The sequence below is a fragment of the Cobetia sp. BL01 genome, from assembly GCF_056493605.1.
Genome location: NZ_JBVBEE010000001.1, coordinates 663,517 through 684,836, shown reverse-complemented (window position 1 = coordinate 684,836; position 21,320 = coordinate 663,517). Strand labels below are relative to the sequence as shown.

Annotated in this window: 17 protein-coding genes; 14 read left to right on the top strand and 3 right to left on the bottom strand. The window is 63.5% G+C overall.

The features are described 5' to 3' along the window. Positions 1-222 precede the first annotated feature (222 nt). Positions 223-3,990, top strand: coding sequence for a DNA translocase FtsK (locus ACZYGA_RS02905; protein WP_404625772.1), 3,768 nt, complete (start codon positions 223-225; stop codon positions 3,988-3,990). Between the two features lie 203 nt (positions 3,991-4,193). Continuing rightward, the gene (lolA, locus tag ACZYGA_RS02900) at positions 4,194-4,862 is read left to right on the top strand and encodes an outer membrane lipoprotein periplasmic chaperone LolA (protein WP_077375322.1); all 669 of its coding nucleotides are present in this window, start codon (positions 4,194-4,196) and stop codon (positions 4,860-4,862) included. A gap of 73 nt (positions 4,863-4,935) precedes the next feature. On the opposite strand, the gene ACZYGA_RS02895 is transcribed toward lolA, so the two are convergent. Beyond that, positions 4,936-6,303 (bottom strand): replication-associated recombination protein A, encoded by a 1,368-nt coding sequence (locus ACZYGA_RS02895; protein WP_271303199.1) that lies wholly within the window; start codon positions 6,301-6,303, stop codon positions 4,936-4,938. A gap of 312 nt (positions 6,304-6,615) precedes the next feature. Here ACZYGA_RS02895 and ACZYGA_RS02890 point away from each other — a divergent pair, with 312 nt between their 5' ends. The 12 genes from ACZYGA_RS02890 to ACZYGA_RS02835 all read left to right on the top strand — a co-directional run bounded on the left by ACZYGA_RS02890 (position 6,616) and on the right by ACZYGA_RS02835 (position 19,725). After that, positions 6,616-7,164 (top strand): hemerythrin domain-containing protein, encoded by a 549-nt coding sequence (locus tag ACZYGA_RS02890; RefSeq protein ID WP_077375707.1) that lies wholly within the window; start codon positions 6,616-6,618, stop codon positions 7,162-7,164. 327 nt (positions 7,165-7,491) lie between these two features. Then, a complete protein-coding gene (locus ACZYGA_RS02885) occupies positions 7,492-9,009 on the top strand; it encodes an NAD-dependent succinate-semialdehyde dehydrogenase (RefSeq protein WP_375782205.1) in 1,518 nt (505 codons plus the stop codon). 75 nt (positions 9,010-9,084) lie between these two features. Then, on the top strand, positions 9,085-10,545 hold the full coding sequence (locus ACZYGA_RS02880) for an aminotransferase (RefSeq protein ID WP_404625770.1): 1,461 nt from the start codon (positions 9,085-9,087) through the stop codon (positions 10,543-10,545). A gap of 3 nt (positions 10,546-10,548) precedes the next feature. Next, the gene (locus ACZYGA_RS02875; protein WP_404625768.1) at positions 10,549-11,673 is read left to right on the top strand and encodes a pyridoxal-phosphate dependent enzyme; all 1,125 of its coding nucleotides are present in this window, start codon (positions 10,549-10,551) and stop codon (positions 11,671-11,673) included. A gap of 81 nt (positions 11,674-11,754) precedes the next feature. Beyond that, entirely contained in the window at positions 11,755-12,744 is a 990-nt protein-coding gene (locus ACZYGA_RS02870) for a cyclodeaminase (protein ID WP_404625766.1), read from the top strand. A gap of 156 nt (positions 12,745-12,900) precedes the next feature. Beyond that, on the top strand, positions 12,901-13,764 hold the full coding sequence (locus tag ACZYGA_RS02865) for an HAD family hydrolase (RefSeq protein WP_077375310.1): 864 nt from the start codon (positions 12,901-12,903) through the stop codon (positions 13,762-13,764). A gap of 4 nt (positions 13,765-13,768) precedes the next feature. Beyond that, a complete protein-coding gene (locus ACZYGA_RS02860; protein WP_404625764.1) occupies positions 13,769-14,779 on the top strand; it encodes a DMT family transporter in 1,011 nt (336 codons plus the stop codon). A 264-nt stretch (positions 14,780-15,043) separates the two neighbouring features. Continuing rightward, complete coding sequence (locus tag ACZYGA_RS02855; protein ID WP_077375304.1) at positions 15,044-16,531, top strand: SulP family inorganic anion transporter; 1,488 nt, start codon at positions 15,044-15,046, stop codon at positions 16,529-16,531. A gap of 244 nt (positions 16,532-16,775) precedes the next feature. Continuing rightward, entirely contained in the window at positions 16,776-17,666 is an 891-nt protein-coding gene (locus ACZYGA_RS02850; RefSeq protein WP_404625762.1) for a universal stress protein, read from the top strand. Positions 17,667-17,954: 288 nt separating this feature from the next. Beyond that, the gene (locus ACZYGA_RS02845) at positions 17,955-18,314 is read left to right on the top strand and encodes a RidA family protein (protein WP_077375298.1); all 360 of its coding nucleotides are present in this window, start codon (positions 17,955-17,957) and stop codon (positions 18,312-18,314) included. An 89-nt stretch (positions 18,315-18,403) separates the two neighbouring features. Further along, the gene (locus tag ACZYGA_RS02840; RefSeq protein ID WP_479398329.1) at positions 18,404-19,078 is read left to right on the top strand and encodes an HNH endonuclease; all 675 of its coding nucleotides are present in this window, start codon (positions 18,404-18,406) and stop codon (positions 19,076-19,078) included. Between the two features lie 338 nt (positions 19,079-19,416). Continuing rightward, on the top strand, positions 19,417-19,725 hold the full coding sequence (locus ACZYGA_RS02835) for a nucleotidyltransferase domain-containing protein (RefSeq protein ID WP_404625757.1): 309 nt from the start codon (positions 19,417-19,419) through the stop codon (positions 19,723-19,725). Here the strand turns inward: ACZYGA_RS02835 and ACZYGA_RS02830 are convergent. After that, positions 19,709-20,635 carry a 4'-phosphopantetheinyl transferase family protein gene (locus ACZYGA_RS02830; RefSeq protein WP_404625755.1) on the bottom strand — a complete coding sequence of 309 codons (927 nt, stop codon included), beginning with the start codon at positions 20,633-20,635 and terminating at the stop codon, positions 19,709-19,711. The genes ACZYGA_RS02835 and ACZYGA_RS02830 overlap by 17 nt on opposite strands. 9 nt (positions 20,636-20,644) lie before the next feature. After that, positions 20,645-21,184: a heavy metal-binding domain-containing protein gene (locus tag ACZYGA_RS02825; protein ID WP_255303144.1), complete on the bottom strand. Its 540-nt coding sequence runs from the start codon at positions 21,182-21,184 to the stop codon at positions 20,645-20,647. Between the last annotated feature and the right edge of the window lie 136 nt (positions 21,185-21,320).

The following is a 21,320-nucleotide window of genomic DNA, read 5'->3' as shown; positions in this document are numbered from 1 at the left end:
AAGAGTGCCAGAAAGACAAGTCGGGATCAGGCGAAGCCGGAGACCCGCAGCCGCCGCGCGGCAGCAACACCGAGAAAGCGTGCCCGCCAGAAGGCGGATGCGCCAGGCTTCTTCGCTCGTCTGCGGGGCGCTTCAGCGGCCAGCAAGCCCGCGCCCCGCAAGACGCCCAGAGTCTCGGGCAAGCCCGCGAAGAAGGACACGAGCAGGAATGAACCGCGCGAGATGAGCGCGGCGGCCCTGCGTCGTGAGGAGCGCCAGGCTGAACGCGAGGAGCGCAAGGCCATCCGTGCCGAACGACGCGCGGAAGCCCAGGCGCGCCCGCCATCACGACTGACGACCACCTTGCAGGGTGTCAGCCGTGAAGGCGTGGTCATCCTCATGCTCAGCCTGTGCGTCTTCATGCTGCTGGCGTTGTTCAGCTACGCGCCGACGGACCCCGGCTGGTCCTACAGCGGACCTGAGTCGACGACGAGCAACTGGATGGGTAGCATCGGTGCCTGGTTGTCCGACGTCCTGTATTCCCTGTTCGGTGGCAGCGCCCTGTGGTGGCCTGCCATGCTCGGTTTCGGTGCCTGGCGTCTGATGCGTCAACCCAGCACCGAGCTGGTGTGGGACCCGACCACCATCGCGGTGCGTGCCGGCGGGCTCTTCCTGTTGATCATGGCGACTTGCGTGATCGGCGATATCCAGTTCTACAGCCCTGACAGCCAGCTGACCAACGGTGCCGGCGGTATCCTCGGCAAGGGCATCGCAGGAGCGCTCACGCCCTTGATCGGCATGGGCGGCACCGTGCTGGCGTCGCTTGCCAGCTTCCTGTGTGGTTTCACGCTGTTTACCGGCATGTCGTGGCTGACGGTCATGGACGAGCTGGGCAATGGCTGCATGCGCCTTGGCGTCTGGCTGAAGGAGCGACTCAATAGTCGTCGTGATGATGAATACGATGACGAGGCGACCTATGCCGAGGAAGCGCTGACTCACGACGAGAACGATGCCGACAACGAGCCGGAGCGTGATGATGAGCGACTGAGCTGGTGGCAGCGTCTGTTGCCGCGCCGTCGAGACGAGCGTGTCGAGTGGGAAGAGGACAGTGACGAGATACTGCTTGGCGCAGCGCAGGCCGACGACACTCTGGCGGCTGAGCCACGTGGCAAGCGTCGGGTGGAACCCTCGCTTGGCGGTGACGACGATTTCGCCAATGATCGCAGCACGGATATCCCCTGGCAGACAGCCGAGACCACGCCTTCCGCCAAGGTACCGGGGGCTGCCTACACCGAACGCATGACGGTGCAGAGTGCCACGGTCAACATCGAGGGCGTCGAGCTTGCCAGCGCCGTGCAGGCGGCCGTGGCGTCCCAGGCTGCCGCGGCCCCCAGAACGGCAGCCTCGCTCGAGAGCGCCGCAGACTCACGCGCCGATGTGACCCGCTCGCGCCTGCCGGATGCCTCTGCCATCGAAGCCGAGCGTCAGCGTCACGCCTCGGCGTCCCGTGACGCCGAGGCGTCGACGTCCGGCAGCACGCCGCCAGTCGATAGCTCGGTGAGCGAAACCCCACCGGTGACAGATTCCCGGCCAGCGAAGGAGTGGGACGCTGCGTCTGCCTTCGCACCTGCAGCGCGTCAGGACACTCGCCAGGCAGAGTCGACCTCCCGCGAAGCTGACAAGGCGTCGCAGAGCCAGGCAGACCGTGAGACTGAGGCGGCCCGCGAAGCAGAAGCGGCACGCGAGACTGAGGCGGCCCGCGAAGCAGAAGCGGCACGTGAGGCCGAGGCAGCGCGTCAAGCAGAAGCGGCACGTCAGGCCCAGCATGAGGCCGAGACCTCCCGTCAGGCCGCCGCGCAGGAAGCCGAACGCGCTCACAAGGCAGCCAATCCGGCGCTTCAGCCGCCTGAGCCGCGTGATGAAGAGGATGCACCGCTACCGAGAGAGTCCTCTCTGGCAGGCGCTGCGGTCGGTGCCGGCGTGATGGCTGCCGGTGTGGCAGCAGCGGCCTCGCGCAAGGCCGTCGTCTCCTGGGATGATGCCTTCGAGGCTCCCACCGGCAAATCCACCGATGCCACGCCCACCGCATCGGGTCCGGCAACGGCTGGTGCGAGCGGTGCTGGTGGCGTCCCGACGTCAACTTCGGCTCCGGCACCGACACCGGCGGAACCGACGGAGCCGGCGCCACGTGCGCCAGAGCCTGAGCAGGCTTCCCGAGAGCCAGCTTCTCGAGAGCTGGCCGCTCGTGAGTCGGCCGCCCCGTTGCAGCCGGCAGAGCCGCAGGTACCGGAAGACGAGATCGAGCCGCAGCAGGCCCCCGCCAACGCGACGCCTGAGCGTCCGAGCTGGGCCTATGACGGCGATGAGTCCGGCATGGTGCCGGGTGCCGGGCGACTGGCGACGGCGGAAGATGCGCAGGAAGCGGTACGGGATCCCTCCGGGCCGACACTCTGGACCGTGGAGCACCTGCAGAGTCAGCGTCACGAGGGCTCGGATCACGAAGAGGCGCCGGAGGGCGATCTGCCACAGCTCAGCCTGCTGACGCCCCCGGATGAGCAGAAGCCCAACTACAGCGAAGAAGAACTCGACCAGATGGCCGAGCTGCTGGTGGTGCGTCTGCGCGAGTACGGAGTGAAGGCCGAGGTGGCGGATGTGTGGCCGGGGCCGGTCATCACGCGCTTCGAGATCCAGCCGGCGCCGGGGGTCAAGGCCTCCAAGATCTCCAACCTGTCGACCGACCTGGCGCGTTCACTGCTGGTCAAGAGCGTGCGGGTGGTCGAGGTGATTCCGGGGCGTCCCACGGTCGGCATCGAGATTCCCAACCCCAACCGCGCCATGATCCGCCTGCGCGAAGTCTTCGACTCGGATGCCTATCAGCTGGCGGATTCGCCGGTCACGCTGGCGCTGGGTCAGGACATCGGGGGCGCACCGGTGGTGGCCAATCTGGGCAAGATGCCTCACCTGCTGGTGGCCGGTACCACCGGTTCGGGCAAGTCGGTCGGCATCAACTCGATGCTGATCTCGATGCTGCTCAAGGCCACGCCAGATGAAGTGCGCATGATCATGGTCGACCCCAAGATGCTGGAGCTGTCGGTCTATGACGGCATCCCGCACCTGCTGGCACCGGTGGTGACGGACATGAAGGAGGCCGCCAATGCCCTGCGCTGGTGTGTCGCCGAGATGGAGCGTCGCTACAAGCTGATGGCCGCCATGGGGGTGCGTAACCTCGCCGGCTTCAATGCCAAGATCGATGAAGCCGAGGCGCATGGCGCCCAGATCGCTGACCCGCTGTGGGAGCCACAGCCCTGGGAGATGCACCAGCATCCGCCGGTGCTCGCCAAGCTGCCCTACATCGTGGTGGTGATCGACGAGTTTGCCGACATGTTCATGATCGTCGGCAAGAAGGTCGAGGAGCTGATCGCACGTCTGGCCCAGAAGGCGCGTGCCGCGGGGATTCACCTGATTCTGGCCACTCAGCGCCCATCAGTGGACGTGGTGACCGGCTTGATCAAGGCCAACATCCCGACGCGCATGGCCTTCCAGGTCTCTTCCAAGATCGACTCGCGCACCATTCTCGACCAGGGCGGTGCGGAAGATCTGCTGGGCCATGGTGACATGCTCTATCTGCCGGCCGGTGCCGGCATGCCGACGCGTGTCCACGGCGCCTTCGTCGATGATGACGAGGTGCACCGCGTGGTGGATGACTGGAAGCGTCGCGGCACGCCGGAGTATATCGAGGAGATCCTCACCGGCGGCGTGCAGGCGGATGCGCTGGCCGGGCTTGAGGCCGAAGGCGAGGACGGCGATGCCGAGCAGGATGCGCTCTACGATGAAGCGGTCGCCTATGTGGTCGAGTCGCGTCGTGCTTCCATCTCCGCCGTGCAGCGGCGCTTCAAGATCGGCTACAACCGCGCCGCGCGGCTGGTCGAGGCCATGGAAATGGCCGGTGTCGTCTCCGCGATGGGCACCAACGGCTCGCGGGAAGTGCTCGCCCCCAACCATAGCGGCTAGGGCAGCCAAGCGTTTGAGTTGAAACATGAAAGACACGAAGGGGAGCTTTTGGCTCCCCTTCGTGTCAAAGACGTCAGATCACCTGTCAGACTCGCGGCGAGACTGGCAGGCCACAACCCGAATCGCTGACATGAGGTGGATATCGCGCGTCGAGGCCTCAGGCCTCAGGCCGCAGCCATGTCCGTCTCATTGCAAGGAGTGTCATGAATACACCGTCACGTTCTTTCGTTTCCTCATTGACCACCCGTCTGGCCAAGGGGCTGGGCGCCGCCTTGATGCTGGGCATGGCCAGCCTGCCGGCCCACGCCGATGACGCCGCCGGAGAGCGTCTTTCTCGCCTGCTGGAGCCCCTCAAGACCTATACCGCCGACTTCGATCAGCAGATTCTCGATGCCTCGGGCCAGCGTCTGCAGGAAGCCCACGGCAAGATGTGGCTGTCACGTCCGGGCAAGTTCCGCTGGAGCGTCGACGCGCCATACCGCCAGGAGGTGGTCTCCGACGGCAAGGAAGTCTATCTGCATGACCCGGATCTGGAGCAGGTCACCGTGCAGCCGCTGGATGAGCGCGTGACGCACACGCCGGCACTGCTGCTGTCCGGGCGTTCCAGCGAATTGACCGCCAACTACGATGTCGAGCGCCAGCAGCAGGGGGCCCGCGAGACCTTCACGCTGACGCCCAAGCAGGCCGACACCCTGTTTGAAAGCCTCAAGCTGACCTTCGACGGCGAGCAGCTCGATATGCTGCAGATGGCCGATTCCACCGGCCAGCGCACGGCCATCGATTTCCATGATGTCCAGTACAACCCGAGTCTGGAGGCCAGTCGCTTCGTGTTCCAGATTCCTGAAGGTGCGGATGTCATTCGCGAGCAGTGATCCGCGAGCAGTGACATGATGATCAGACGACAACGCCCGGGCCATCTGGCCCGGGCGTTGTCGTTTCTGGCGCTCACGACTGGGCGTCAGGCGTGTGCCGGTCGGCGTGGTCATCCAGCTCGCGGCGCCAGCGCTCTATCTCGGCAAAGCGCTTCTCGCCGCCATACTGGGTCGGGCGGTAGAACTGCTGTACCGGCAGTTCCTCGGGCCAGGCGTTGTGCGCCGTGCCGGCGGGATAGCCGTTGGGCTCGTTGTGGGCATAGCGATAGCCTTCGCCCATGCCCAGCTCCTTCATCAGGGTCGTCGGCGCATTGCGCAGATAGACCGGCACCCCGAAATGCGGCTGCTGGCGCACGAAGGCTCTGGCCTCCTTCCACGCCGTGTCGATGGCGTTGCTCTTGGGGGCGATGGCCAGGTGGATCGCCGCATGCGCGATGGCACGCTGGCCCTCGTAGTCGCCCAGGCGCAGATAGGCGTCCCAGGCCGCGATGGTCAGCGGCAGGGCGCGCGGGTCGGCGTTGCCCACATCCTCGGAGGCAATCGCCGCCAGCCGACGCACCACATCCAGCGGATCCCCGCCGCCATCCATGAAGCGTGCCATGTACAGAAGCGCCGCGTCGGGGCGCGAGGAGCGTACCGACTTGTGGATCGCCGACAGCAGGTCGTAATAGTCATCGCCCTGCTTGTCGAAGCTTGAGGCCTGATGGCCCAGCACGGCCTCCAGCGAGCTGTCCTCGAGTATCTCGCGCGTTCCCCCCTGAGCATCTGGCTCACGGCGCACGAAGTCGCAGGCGGTTTCCAGAAGGCCCAGGGCACGACGCGCATCTCCCGAGGCTGCTCGCGCAATCCGGGTCAGCGTCTCGCGGCTGGCGTCGATCTGACGCGTACCGAGGCCATTGACCTCATCGCGCAAGGCACGGGTCAGCACCTCGATCAGATCCTCCTCGTCCAGTGCCTTGAGCACATAGACCCGCGCCCGCGACAGCAGTGCCGAGTTGACCTCGAAGGACGGGTTCTCGGTGGTCGCGCCGATCAGCGTCAGCAGACCCGACTCCACATGCGGCAGCAGGGCGTCCTGCTGACTCTTGTTGAGGCGGTGGATCTCATCGAGAAACATCACCGTCTGGCGCTCGCTGGCCTGATGGTGGCGCGCTCGCTCCACCACCTCGCGGATGTCCTTCACGCCCGCCATCACCGCCGACAGCTGTTCAAGGTGTGCATCACAGCCGTGGGCCAGTATCTCGGCCAGCGTCGTCTTGCCGACGCCCGGCGGCCCCCACAGGATCATCGAGCGCACCACGCCGGATTCCACCATCTGGCGCAGCGGCATGTCAGGCCCGACCAGCGCCGCCTGGCCGATGTAATCTTCCAGCGAGCGCGGTCGCATGCGGTAGGCCAATGGCGCATGGGAATTCGAGGCGGTATCGGCAAAGAGATCCATCGGCGAGTCAGGCTCCGGCAGGCGTGGGCGGGGAATGCGCTCATCATGGCCGATCACGCAAGCCTGTACAAATCAGCAGGGCTGGCGCGGCCTGCCAACGGCATCAGGCCATCCGTGACTTCTTCACGGACTGTCATGTTTTCCTGACAGCATGCCTCGCGCATTCAGGCAATCCCGCCCAACGTCTAACGGGCGCTCATGGGATGTGTCCTACACTTCAGGATGACGACATTGCTACATTCGGTAGCAATGCCCGAGGCGGCAGCGCTGTCTGCCAGCATCGGCCACCTGTTCCGTCAGGAGGAGGAAGTCATGCCCAATGTGACTCAGCTGCGCCAGGACCACGCCAACATGGCGCGTCTATTGCACGTGCTCTCGCATCGCCACAGGACACTGGTCAGTGGCGAACGCCCGGACTTTCGCATGATGCGGGAAGTGGTGGATTACATTCTCGATTACATGCAGGGCTTCATCATTCCGCTGGAGCGTCAATGCACGCAGATGTTGTGCGAGCGCTCCGAGGATGCCTCACCCCTGTGTCAGCGGCTCATCCAGCAGTATCACACTCTGCACGGCCGTCTCTCCAAGCTGTCCGACAATCTCGACAGCATCCTGATGGATCAGATCATACCGATGGATCAGTTCATCCATGATCTGCGCGACTATGTCGAAGCGCATCGTGACTACTTGCGTGCCGAGCGTACCGAGCTGTTTCCGCTGATGCGGGACAATCTCAGTGATGAGGAATGGCAGCAGCTGACCGACGCCATCCCGCATGCCCGTGCAGAGCTTGAGCGTCTGCAGGAAGCCTATCCGGAACTCTACGCCGAGCTGACCGAAAGTGAGGTCGTGACCGCCTGATCCCCTGTACATGAAGGCCCTGTCGTCTCGTGAAGGTGAGGTCGCGCTCCAGAGCACTGCGCCGGAGCGCGCCCCCGTCTGACAGAAAAAAACCATCATTTCGCCCGCCACAACAGAAAGAACGCCAAGCCTCTGGCGGGCATTCCCGAAAGTCTCCTCCCGTCACATCCCCCACACTGAAGTCACTGAAACGCGTCCTTCGCAGGCCTCGGGCTGCGCGAAGGACACTGCCCATGCAGTGCTCAGTGATGTGCATCCTTGCCGATATCCACAAGGGGCAGATCGTCTGAGTGTCCAGATGACGGCCCTTCGGCCGGGGAGAGCGCCATGAGTGTCCAGACCCTTACCCGTCAGTGGGCCAGCGCCAGCGATGGCATGGCACTGGAAGACCCGCGACTGTTTCGTCAGCTTGCCTACGTGAACGGCTGCTGGGTGCATGGTGAGGCAGGCCGTGAGGAAGCGGTCTTCGACCCCGCCACCGGCGAGCGTCTCGGTCAGGTGCCGTGGCTCGAGTCCACGCAGATCGATGCTGCCATTGCCGCGGCCGATGAGGCCCAGCGGGAATGGCGCAAGCTGCGGGCGGACCAGCGCGGCGAGCTGCTGGATGCCTGGTATGACCTCATCCGCGCCCACAAGCAGGATCTCGCCATGCTGATGACCCGTGAGCAGGGCAAGTCACTGGACGATGCCCGTGGCGAGGTGGAATACGGCGCAAGCTTCGTTCACTGGTTCGCCGAGGAGGGCAGCCGTGCCTTCGGCGAGACCATCCCCAGTCATATCCCGAATGCCGCGTTGGGTACCGTGCGTGAACCCATCGGCGTGGCCGCGCTGATCACGCCGTGGAACTTCCCGCTGGCGATGATCACCCGCAAGGCCGCCGCCGCGCTGGCGGCCGGCTGTACGGTGCTGGTCAAGCCCGCCGGCGAGACCCCGTTCTCGGCGCTGGCGCTGGCGGAGCTTGCCGAGCGCGCCGGGATTCCCGCCGGTGTCTTCAGTGTCATCACCGGCGAGGCCGCGGAAGTCTCGAAGCAGCTGTGTGATGACCCGCGTGTCGCCGGGCTCTCGTTCACCGGTTCCACCCGGGTGGGGCGTCTGCTGCTTTCCCAGTGCGCCGACAGCGTCAAGCGCGTCTCGCTGGAGCTGGGCGGCAATGCGCCCTTCATCGTCGGGCCGGACATGGACCCCGAGGAGGCGGCGCGTGCCGCCGTCGATGCCAAGTTCCAGACCTCCGGTCAGGACTGTCTCGCCGCCAATCGCATCCTGGTGCACGACAGCCTGTATGAGGATTTCCTGAGCCACTTCGTGCGCCTCATGAAGCAGCTCAAGGTCGGCAATGGGCTGGTCTCGGGTATCGACATGGGGCCGCTGATCCACCGTGACGCCGTGGCCAAGGCGCAGACCATCGTCGATGACGCCGTCGAGCAGGGCGCGCGGCTGATCCACGGCGATCAGAGCATGGCCCCCGGCCCCAACTTCTTCATGCCGGTGCTGCTGGCGGATGTCACGCCGAACATGCGCGCCTGGCGCGAGGAGACCTTCTCGCCGGTGGCCGGCGTGACGGCCTGGCACGATGAGGAAGAGGTGATCGCGATGGCCAACGACACCGAATACGGCCTGGCCGCCTATGTCTACACCCACGACATTCGCCGCGTCTGGCAGCTGATGCGCGGCCTGCGCTTCGGCATGGTCTCGGTCAACTCGGTGAAGATGACCGGTGCGCCGATTCCCTTCGGCGGCGTCAAGCAATCCGGTCTCGGGCGCGAAGGGGGTCGCCAGGGGCTGGAGGAATATCTGGATATCAAGTACTACTGCCTGGGTGGGATGGAAAGCGCCTCCGGGAGTTGAGACGGACATCATTCATTGTCACGGGCGGTCAGGGCCACGGCGCGATCGCCCCTTGTGGACCATTCGGAGAGTCACATGAGCACCGATAACACCCAACGCCAGTCTGTCGGCTTCGATGACAGCATCAGCACCGACGAGCTGATTCGCCGTGACCGCAAGGTCACCTTCCATGCCTCCACCCACCTGCGTGATTTCGCCCAGGGCGATCTGCCGGGCCGCGTGATCACCGGCGGCGAAGGCATCCGCATCCGTGAGCGCGACGGGCGTGAGCTGATCGACGGCTTCGCCGGCCTCTACTGCGTCAACATCGGTTACGGGCGCACGGAAGTCGCCGATGCCATTCACGAGCAGGCCCTCAAGCTCAGCTATTACCACACCTATGTCGGCCACTCGAACGAGCCGCAGATCGCGCTGTCCGAGAAGATTCTCGAACTGGCCGGGCCTGACATGTCCAAGGTGTATTACGGCATGTCCGGCAGTGATGCCAACGAGACCCAGCTCAAGCTGGTGCGTTACTACCACAACGTGATCGGCAAGCCGGAGAAGAAGAAGGTCATCTCGCGCTGGCGCGGCTATCACGGCTCCGGCATCGCCTCAGGCTCTCTGACCGGCCTGGCGGCCTTCCATGATCACTTCGATCTGCCGATCGCCGGCATCCTGCATACCGAAGCGCCGGACTACTACCGTCGCCCCGCGGAATGCGCCGAGATGAGCGAGCGTGAATTCTCCGCCTGGTGTGCCGACAAGCTCGAGGCGATGATCCAGGCCGAAGGGCCGGAGACCGTCGGCGCCTTCATCGGCGAACCGGTGCTGGGCACCGGTGGCATCGTGCCGCCGCCGGAGGGCTACTGGGAGGCCATCCAGGCCGTGCTCAAGCGTCACGACATCCTGTTGATCTGTGACGAGGTGGTGTGCGGCTTCGGGCGCATCGGCAGCCAGTTCGGCTATCAGCACTTCGGCATCAAGCCGGACCTGGTCACCATCGCCAAGGGCCTGACCAGCGCCTATCAGCCGCTGTCCGGGGTCATCGTCGGCGACCGCGTGTGGAAGGTGCTGGAGCAGGGCACCGGGGAATTCGGCCCCATCGGCCACGGCTGGACCTACTCCGGCCACGCGCTGGGTGCCGCCGCCGGTGTCGCCAACCTGGAGATCATCCGTCGTGAGGGGCTGGTGGACAACGCCCGTGATACCGGCGCCTATCTGCAGAAGGCCATGAAGGCAGCCTTCGCCGATCACCCCATCGTCGGCGACGTGCGTGGTATCGGCCTGCTGGCGGCGCTGGAGTTCTCACCGCAGCCGTCAGAGCGCAAGGCGTTCGATTCCGCACTCAAGGTCGGCCCGCGCATCTCGGCGGCGGCACTCGAGGAAGGGCTGATCGCCCGTGGCATGCCCCAGGGCGACATCCTCGGCTTCGCACCGCCGCTGGTGATCACGCCCGAGGAGATCGATGACATCATCGCCCGCGCGCGTCGCGCCGTGGACAAGGTGCATCAGGAGCTTCTCGACAACGGTGATCTGGCCTCTGGTGACAAGTAGGCCATGGTATTGACCCTACCCCCGCTCAAGCATCCACGGGAAACGCCGCTGGCGCTGGCTGATATCCATGCCGCGCGCCAGCGGCTGTTTCATTCATCGACTGACACGGGTGTCGAGCGTACGGCGCTGGTGCCATCCCCGGCGCTGTCGCGACGCTTCGATGCCGAGATCCTGCTCAAGCTGGAAACCCGTCAGCCCACCGGCGCCTTCAAGCTGCGTGGTGCCAGCAACCTGCTGGCGGCCGTGGCCGAGCAGTCGTCGGGGGATGCCGTGACGCGCCTGGCGCGCGGCGTGACCACTGCCTCCACCGGCAATCACGGTCGGGCGCTGGCCTATGCCGCGATGCGCCGTGGCTTGAAGGCCATCATCTGTCTCTCCGAGCAGGTACCCGCCAACAAGGTACGGGCCATCGAGGCGCTGGGCGAACTGGGCGGCGCCTCCGGCGGCAGCGTCGAGGTACGCCGTGTCGGCCGCAGTCAGGACGAGGCCTTCCAGGAAGTCCATCGGCTGGTCGAGGAGGAGGGCATGCTGGCGGTGCCCCCCTTCGATGACCCGCTGATCGCGGCCGGTCAGGGCACCATCGGGCTGGAGCTGCTGGAGGATTGCCCAAAGCTCGACCACGTGCTGATCGGGCTCTCCGGCGGTGGACTGCTCGGGGGTATCGGGGCGGCGCTCAAGGCGATTCGCCCCGAGGCCCAGGTGCATGGCGTCAGCCTCACCGAGGGCGCCGCCATGTGGCACAGCCTGCAGGCGGGCGCCCCGGTGGAGGTGGAGGAGGTCGCAAGCCTCGCCGATTCACTGGGCGGCGGCATTGGCCTGGACAACCACACCACGCTGCCGCTGGTGCATCGCGTGATGGATCACCACCATCAGGTCAGCGAGCGCGCCATCGCCCGCGCCATGCTGATGCTGCTGGAGGAAGAGAAGCTTCTGGTGGAGGGCGCTGCGGTGGTCGGGCTTGCCGCACTCGAGGCCTCGCGGCGAGGCGAGACCGACCCCGCGCTGGCCGAGTCGATCCGTGGCCAGCGCGTCGCGCTGATCATCAGCGGCAACGGCGTCAGCCTGGAAACGCTCGATCAGGCCAGAGCGCTGTTGGCAGACGCTCAGGGGCAAGGCCAGAACGCCTGAAGACACCAGAACGCCTGAAGCACCAGAACGCCTGAAGACAACAGAGCGCTCGATGACACCCGAACCCCCGGAGGAGGACGCATGACGGAACCGACTCAGGACAGCATGCAAAGTTATTCACGCGAACAGATCGCCGAGGTCGTGGGGCTGGATACCACGGCACTCAAGGCCATTCGTGATGCCTTCATCGCGTTGGGGCAGGGCAAGGTGGTGCAGCCGCCGATCCTGTCGATGGCCATCGAGGAGGCCAACGGCGAAGTGGACGTCAAGACGGCCCACATCCAGGGGCTCAAGCACTTCGCGATCAAGATCAGCCCCGGCTTCTTCAACAATCCCGCCCGCGGCCTGCCGAGTCTCAATGGCCTGATGGTGGTGTTCTCCGCCGAGACGGGCCTTGCCGAGGCGCTGCTCAATGATGGCGGCTATCTGACGGCGGTGAGAACCGCGCTGGCCGGCGCCGTGGCCGCCGACGCCCTGTCTCGCACGGACAGCAAGCGGGTCGCGCTGATCGGGGCCGGTGAGCAGGCCGGCCTGCAGCTGGAGGCCTTGCGGCTGGTGCGCGACATCGAGAGTGTCGATGTCTGGGCGCGGGACAAGCAGCGTGCCGAGACCTTCGCGCGGGAGACGGAGGAGCGCCTGGGGCTGACGGTGCGCAGTCATGACAGCCTGCATGCGGTCTGCCAGAACGCCGATATCATCGTCACCGCCACTCCCTCGCGAACGCCGCTGCTGGACTACTCGATGCTGCCGGAGGGCGTGCATGTCACCGCGATGGGCTCCGACAGTCCCGAGAAGCGTGAGCTGGAAGCCGATGTGCTCCTCGAGTGCGATCATTTCGTGTGTGATACCCGCGCCCAGTCCGAGACCAACGGCGAGCTGAAAGGGCTGGAGGCCGAGCAGGCCAGATCACGTGACGTGCATGAGCTGGGCCGTCTGCTGGCCGAGGGGCGTGATCTGCGTTCAGGCGGGTCGGCTCCTGATACCTGCATCACGGTGGCGGATCTCACCGGTACCGGCGTGCAGGATACGGCCATCGCCAGCCTGGCGCTCTCGCGGCTCGTCCGGCGTTAGTACGGGAAGTGTCGGTACGGAAAACGTCGGCACTGGCCGCGTCAGCGCTGGAGCGCCTGAATGGTGCGGCGGACTTGCCCGCAGCGTCGCCGCATGCGAGGGTCACGCAGGTGACGGCAGGAAGCCGTTGACGCCCCTTGCCACTCGGAGCCTGTCGTGACTCGTACCTCGTCCTCATCTGCCGCCCGGCCGCGTGCCCTGAGCGCTGCGCCCGATGTCGAGATCTGCCGCACACCGCTGGCGGATCTCTGCGCCGACTGTGACGCCGTGACCCTGCTGCCGCCGCTCTCGCCGCCGGAGGAGGGCCATGTGCGCCACCACTGTGCGCTGGATGCCCCGCTGGCGGTGTTCGATCTCGACGATACGCTGCTCGACGGCGACTGCACCGGCATGTGGATGCGCTGGATGGTCGCCTGTGGCTGGATCAAGGATGTCGATGCCTTCATGGCCATCGGCGAGCGCCATCAGGTGCAATACCATGCCGGCACCCTGGACATCCACGAGCACACCGGCCATCTGCTCAGCCCGCTCGTCGGGCGGCATCGTGATGAGGTGCGTCGCGAAGTCGATGATTTCGTGGAAGAAATGGTCATGCCGCGACTGCTGGAAGGCGGCATCGCGCGGCTGGCGGAGCACGGTGAGGCCGGCCATCGCACCCTGATCATCTCCGCCTCCATGCATCATCTGGTCGGGCCCATCGCCAGTCGTCTGACCGCCGATGGGGCGCTGGCCACCCATCCGGCCTTTGATGAGCAGGGCTGCTTCACCGGAGCCACCAGCGGTATCGTTACCTTCCGCGAAGGCAAGCTGGCGGCACTCGATGACTGGCTTGCGGGTGCCGAGCGCATCCATCGCACGCCGCAATCCCTGTGGGGCTATTCCGACTCCCACAATGACCTGCCCCTGCTGGAGCGGGTCGATTTCCCCCACGCCACCCAACCGGACGCACCGCTGCGCCAGCTGGCCGAGGCGCGCGGCTGGCCAGTGGTTGACTGGCGCCTGTCGCGCCTGTCGGACTGACGTCATGAACCCGCTGGCCGGGCGAGAAGCCGCCTCCCACGCCTCGCGGCAGGCGCGGGGCGTGGCGATGACGGCCTGCGGGGTGCTGTTGATCTCGCCGGACGCGCTGCTGCTGCGACTCGCCGATGTCGCCGATGGCCCGCTGGTGTTCTGGCGCGGTCTGCTGACGGCCATCGGCTTTGCACTGCTCCTGCTGGCCCTCCAGCGCGGCACTCCCGCACAACGCATCGCCAGCGCCCTGGCGCGCATGCGTGGCTGCGGGCGTACCGGCGTATGGGGCGCGCTGCTGTTCACCGGCTCCACCCTGGGTTTCGTGCTCGCCAACCAATACACCCGCGCCGGCAACGTGCTGATCATCCTCGCCGCCAGTCCGCTGTTCGCGGCGCTGATGTCGCGCCTGTGGCTGGGCGAGCGTCAGCCACGGCATGTGTGGGGCGCGATTCTGGCCTCGCTGGCGGGCATCACGCTGCTGGTGCTCGATGAGGCCGGCAGCGGCACGCTCACCGGCAACCTGCTGGCGCTGGGCTGCAGCCTGTCGCTGGCCGGCAACTTCACGCTGTGTCGCACGCGCCCGGGGCATGACATGAGCCCGATGCTGACACTGTCCGGGCTGGTCACCGCGCTGTGCGGCCTGCTGGCGTGCCTGTGGAGCATGACGCAGGGCGGCGGTGACGTGCTGACGCAGCTGTGGCCCTCTCACGGTGCCGATTTCGCCCAGCGCGCCGGCTGGCTGGTGCTGCTGTGCCTGGTGCTTTCGCCGCTGGGCTTCACGCTGATCCAGCGTGGCCCGATCTATCTGCCCTCCGCGGAAGTGGCGCTGCTGATGTTGCTGGAAAGCGTGTTCGGCATCCTGTGGGTGTGGTGGGTGCTGGAAGAATCGCTCACCCCGCGTGGCTGGGCGGGCGGTGCACTGGTGCTGGGCGCGATGCTCATCAAGAGTCTGATCGACCGTCGTCACCGTCAATCGGTGACGGCGAGCGCGCGTTCTGCGGATGCGTCCACCGGTCGCAGCTGATACAATCCCGCCCATCCCCGAGTTTATTCACTGTCAAATGACAGCCCTCTGGACGCCTCACGGCGACCGGAGCGAATAGCTCATGGCGCGAAGAAAGCAACAGGGCGACCGGAAACGACAGCGGCATCACGACGCAAGCCAGGCGCGAGCGGCACTGCCCCTGACGGCAGCGATGAAGATTGCCACAACCGGACGCCAGACTGACTCGACAGCGCCAGGATTCAGCACGCACACCACCTTCCCCAACCTGTTGCGGACGACTCGATGACAAGCAGCCTCAAACAGCAGTGGCTTTCCAACCTCCGGCCCGACATCCTGTCCGGCCTGGTGGTGGCATTGGCCCTGATCCCCGAAGCCATCGCCTTCTCCATCATTGCCGGTGTCGACCCCAAGGTCGGCCTGTATGCCTCCTTCTCCATCGCCGTGGTGACCGCCATCGCCGGTGGCCGTCCGGGCATGATTTCCGCCGCCACCGGTGCCATGGCACTGCTGATGGTCGACCTGGTCAAGGACCACGGCCTGGAGTACCTGCTGGCCGCCACCGTGATGACCGGCGTGATCCAGGTCATCTTCGGCTACTTCAAGCTCGGCTCCCTGATGCGCTTCGTCTCGCGCTCGGTGGTCACCGGCTTCGTCAATGCACTGGCGATCCTGATCTTCATGGCCCAGCTGCCGGAGCTGACCAACGTCACCTGGCACGTCTATGCCATGACGGCCGCGGGCCTGGGCATCATCTACCTGCTGCCGCTGGTGCCGAAGATCGGCAAGCTGCTGCCGTCGCCGCTGGTCTGCATCATCGTGCTGACCCTCTTCGCGATGGCCGTCGGTCTGGATATCCGTACCGTCGGTGACATGGGTGAGCTGCCGGACAGCCTGCCGGTGTTCCTGATTCCGGACATCCCCTTCAATCTGGACACCCTGTGGATCATCCTGCCGTACTCGCTGCCGCTGGCGGTCGTGGGCCTGCTGGAATCCCTGATGACGGCCACGCTGGTCGATGATCTGACCGACACGCCGTCCGACAAGAACCGTGAGTGCAAGGGCCAGGGCGCGGCCAACGTCGTCACCGGCTTCCTCGGCGGCATGGCGGGTTGCGCGATGATCGGTCAGACGATGATCAACGTGAAATCCGGCGGTCGTACTCGCCTCTCCACCATGGTGGCCGGTGTCGTGCTGCTGATCCTGGTCGTGTTCCTCGGCCCGTGGGTCTCGCAGATTCCCATGGCCGCACTGGTCGCGGTGATGATCATGGTCTCCATCGGCACCTTCTCCTGGCAGTCGATCCGTGACCTCAAGAGCCACCCGATGTCTACCAACATCGTCATGCTGGGGACCGTGGCCGTGGTGGTCGCGACCCACAACCTGGCGATCGGCGTGCTGGTCGGCGTGCTGCTCTCGGCGCTGTTCTTCGCCAACAAGATCGGCCAGGTGCTGCATATCGGCAGCGACATGAATGCCGATGGCCGTACCCGCGAATACCGCGTGGTCGGTCAGGTGTTCTTCGCCTCCAGCGAGCAGTTCCAGGCCGGTTTCGACCTCAAGGAAACCGTCGAGCGTGTCGTGATCGACGTCAGCCGTGCGCACTTCTGGGACATCACCGCCATCGGCGCGCTGGATACCGTAGTGGTCAAGTTCCGTCGTGAGGGGACCGAGGTCGAGGTACGTGGCCTCAACGAGGCCAGTGCCACGCTGGTGGATCGCTTCGCGGTGCATGACAAGCCGGACGCGGTCGAGAAACTGATGGGTCACTGATCATGCACGATTGACCCTGCGCGATCGAGGCACTTCGCTTGATCGCGCCGCGTGACAAGGTCAGACGGCGGGCAGTCCTTCACGGGCTGCCCGCCGTTTGCGTTCATGGGGTCGGAAAGTGGTAATCTCGAAACAGGCCGCGCCGGCATCGCGGGGGGAATGTCAGTCCTCCTTCTGCGTCGCCCCGGTCGGCACGCCATCTCCGTTGTCAGTACTTTTTGTTGTCAGCACAAGGAAGCCCGCCATGAGCCAATCCTCTGCCAGTGCCGCGACAGGCCATGACAAGGTCACCGCCTGCATTGACGGCTCCGCCTTCGCCGCCCCCGTGTGTGACGCCGCCGTCTGGGCCAGCCAGCGCCTGTCGGCACCTCTCAGCATCCTGCATGTGATCGACCGCAATGAAAGCGCCGAACCCGCCAATGGCGATCTCTCCGGCAGCATCGGTCTCGGTGCCCGGGAGCACCTGCTGGAGGAGCTCGCCACCCTCGATGAGCAGCGTGGGCGCATCGCCCAGGAGCAGGGCCGCCTGATGCTTGAGGCCGCCTACGAGCGCGCCGTGCGGGCGGGCATCGCGGAGCCGCGCCCACGCCAGCGCAATGGCGAGCTGGTCGAGACCCTTGCGGAGCTTGAGGACGAGATCCGCCTGCTGGTGATCGGCAAGCGCGGGGAAGGGGCGGAGCAGGCCAGTGAGCATCTCGGCTCCAATCTGGAGCGCGTGATCCGCAGCCTGCATCGTCCCGTGCTGGTAGTGCCGGGCGAGTTTCAGACGCCGACACGCGTGTTGATCGCCTTCGATGGCAGCGCCACCATCAAGCGTGCCATCGAGGTGCTGGCGGCCAGCCCCCTGCTGCAGGGCGCCGAGCTGCATCTGGTGATGGTCGGCGCGGACTCGGTGGAGCATCAGGCTCCGCTTGAGACCGCGCGTGACACCCTCCAGTCAGCGGGCTTCAACGTGCAGGCCAGCCTCAAGGCCGGTGAAGTGGAAGCCTGTCTGCGCGAATACGCCAAGGAGCACGCCATCGACATGCTGGTGATGGGCGCCTACGGCCACTCGCGCATCCGTCAGTTGCTGGTCGGCAGTACCACCACCGAGATGATCCGCAATGCCACGGTGCCGCTGCTGATCCTGCGCTAGCACGTTCAGCACACGCCCTGTCGGGCAATGAGAACGCCGCGCCTTCCCGTGTCATGTCGGGATGGCGCGGCGTCTTTATTTCCGCCCCTTGGGCAGTGGCTACAGGTACGCAAGGCAGAAACCCTCACGACGACTGGAAAATACCCCGCAGGTCGCGTTGCGCCGCTCGCCGGAATCTGGAACGCTGATGGCCGCTTATCCTCATTGCGCGCCATGCCGCTGAGGGGCTTTCCCTTACGCTGGTGCGTCTTTCACCACTCCAAGAAGAACGGCACAAGGACACTCTCCATGAGCGATATCCAACGTCACGATACCAAGGCACGCATGAGCCGCGCCGTCATCCACAACAACACCATCTACCTGTGTGGTCAGGTCGCCGGGCCGGAACAACGCTTCAGCGATATCACCGATCAAGCCAACAGCATGCTCGCGCGTGTCGATGCGTTGCTGGAAGAAGTCGGCACTGACCGCGAGCATCTGCTCTCCGCCACCGTCTATCTCAAGACAATGGACGACTTCAAGACCTTCAACGACATCTGGGATACCTGGGTGCCGGAAGGTCACGCTCCCGCCCGCGCCTGCGTCCAAGCCGCCATGGCCAGCCCGGAACTGCTGTGTGAAATTACCGTGGTCGCCGCCGTTAAATAACTCGCAGTATGGTTTTTCTAAGCCCGTCTACTTGTTAGGCGGGTTTTGTTATATTTTTGTTGCTGTGAATTATTTTGGGGGGTAATGATTTGGCAATAAGTGATGCAGATTCTAAAATGTTATGGGGTAGGGCTGCTGGAATTTGCTCGAATCCAGGATGTAAGGCGGAGCTTACATCACTAGTTTCAGAAGGCTCTGGGTACAACGTTGGCGAAATGGCCCATGTTGTCGCTAAAAGCGTTAAGGGGCCAAGAGGTAATGCGCAAGGCGGTAGCGATAAATATGATAATTTGATTCTATTATGTCCTACTTGTCATAGACATATTGACAAATCACCCGAGGGAGAATTTCCAGTAGAGATGCTGTTTGAGTGGAAGACTCAGCATGAAGAATTAGTCAGTAGTCGGCTTGGAGTTGAAGATTGTAGTAGTTTTAATGATTTGAAGACCAAAGTGGCTAGACTTCTTGTCGACAATCATGAAGCTTGGCAATCATGTGGGCCTGAATCAGAAATAGCCATGAATGATCCTGGCTCAAACATTCATGAACTTTGGGATTTTAAAAAAATATCTTTAATCATACCTAATAATAAGAAAATAATTAATCTAATTGAGAGCAATCAAGAGCTTTTGAATTCTCGTCAATATCAATTGTTTTCTGCTTTCAAAAACCATGCTAGCTCTTTTGAGCAAAACCAATACTCAAGATTAGATTCCTATAAAAGATTTCCTGAAGAGTTTTCTAAGGAGTTTACTGATGTGTGATAATGGGAGTAATAATTGGAACGTACCGTTCAGTCATATTAGCTGGCTAGGAAGAGCATTATCGACACATGGGAATATATCTAAGGTTACTAGAAGCCGAGATATATTTTTTACTGTAAGTCGTATAAGGCAACTAGATGAACTTAATATTCTGTGTTTGAGAAAGTATACATTAGGATTGACAGAGGCACAAAGTGCTTTGGCTGAATTTTCTGAAACAAATATTATCTATATAGGTGGGAATTGGTCACAGTGTACAAGTGACGCACAGCGATTTTGCCAAGATTTAGATGTACAAGTATGTACTAGTAGTGAACTGCTTGGAATGCTCTGGAAAGATGAATTTTAATAGTTATAAAGCGGCTATTATAAATAGTCTGAGAGAGCTGGTTAATGAATTAGATGGTGTTTATGGTATATACGGCTTTGGTTCTTTTTTTAGAAATAATGTTTATAATGATGTGGATATTTTAGTAGTGAGTAGAGCTGATAGCGATATGATATTGTATGAATATCTGAGAAAAGAGTTTCAGCAGCTTGAGTTATTCTGGGGGATAAACTTCGATATGTGTTTTTTATCTTATAATGAATATCTTAGGAAACCTCTCTTAGAATCAAATCAATTTTATGTCATAAGTGAATTCTGATATTAATTTGTGAGGTTTTTAATAGAGTAATGAATTTTAGGTATCCTTCATACCTCACCCATTCCCGATAAAACTCGTCCAGTCGTTCTGTCTCGCTGAGGTGTGATGCCTCGGCGAGTCGTTCGCGTGCGTCTGTAGGTAGCATGGCGATGCGGGCGTCGAGGTCGTGGGCGTGGCGGGGGTTGTGGTATTCGAGGTCCAGCCCGAGCGGGGCGGTGGCGAGGCCGACGAGGACATGGCCGTGGCGGTGGGCGATGGAAACGTAGAAGCCTGCCGGTAGTGCAGGGTGATGGGGTGCCTGGCCACGCGGTGACCAGTCCGCCATCGCAAGCTGGATACCCTGGGCGGCGGCGAGTTCACCGAGCAGCACGCGGGCGAGGTGGGACTCGGCTTCACGTTGCTGGCGACGGCGGGCCTTGGCAGATGACACGGGGGTGTCCGCGTTATCCACAGCCGCCTGTAAATCGCGCATCGAGCGACGGCTGGAGGCATCCGTCGAGGAGCTGGCAGAGGGAGCAGCCGAATCAGCACAAGACGCAGGCAGCACACACGCCTCGGCCAGCCACAGGCGGGCTGGCCGAGAGGTGGCGTCAGAGCTGTCATTCGGCAAGTCGCGCACAGCGCCGTCAGTCGCAGACGCCAAGGCGGCGGCGAGGGCGTGGGGATCATGCGAGATCAGCGGCTCGCCGTTGGACGAGTCGGCGCTCAGCGAACCAGTGCTCAGCGAACCTGTGCTCAGTGAACCAGTGCTCAGTGAAGCGGAGCCATGCGATACCGCATGCCCCAGCACCACGCAGCGGTAGGCGGGGTGATCGGTCGGGCGCGCCGCAGGAGTATCCGCCGCGCGCGCCGAGCTGCCTTCGACCGGCTCGCCTGTCTCACTCACATCCTTGCCTTCCCTGGCCGTCATGATGGCGAATCAGTTCTTCGGATGCAGGATCACCAGATCCCCGCGCAACGCGACGCCCGCGACGACATTGCCCGCATGGCACTCGTACTTCTCGCTGCTGGAGTAGGGCACGTTGTCATAGTCGCTGCGGATGTTGATGACGGCATTGGCCCCGTATTCCCGCGCCTTTTCCTGCAGCTCGCGCAGCGCCGACAGGAACACCCAGCGGCAGGCCGCGGCATCGCTCTTGTTGGTCGCGTTGGTCTTCGGGTTCACCCGTGCCCAGCCACGCTTCTCGATGCGCTCGTAGGGCTGCTTGTCACCGAAGAAGAAGGCCACGTCCTTGCCCAGTCGCTGACTGGCCGCGGTGCTGGCCATCACCGGCATGATGGGCAGGAAGTGCTGCGTGTCCCGCGCCTGTGCCGGCGCGGAGGCCAGCAGCCCAGCCGCGCCGAGCACCAGGGCGGACACCAGCACGCGTCCCCGCGACAGGCGGCCGACCGGCGCCGTGCTGGCGTGGGCCATGGGGTGTGACGAGGAAACGAACGACTGAGCAACGGATGACGCCATCTGACACCTCTCCTGACAGGGTTTGACTGGCTCGACGCCAGGGAATATCGCCTTCATCCAGCCAACGGCGTGAGCCCATCACACCATAGACCATGCAGCGGGCGCGTATCTTGCGCCAGTTGTGACCCGCTGCAAA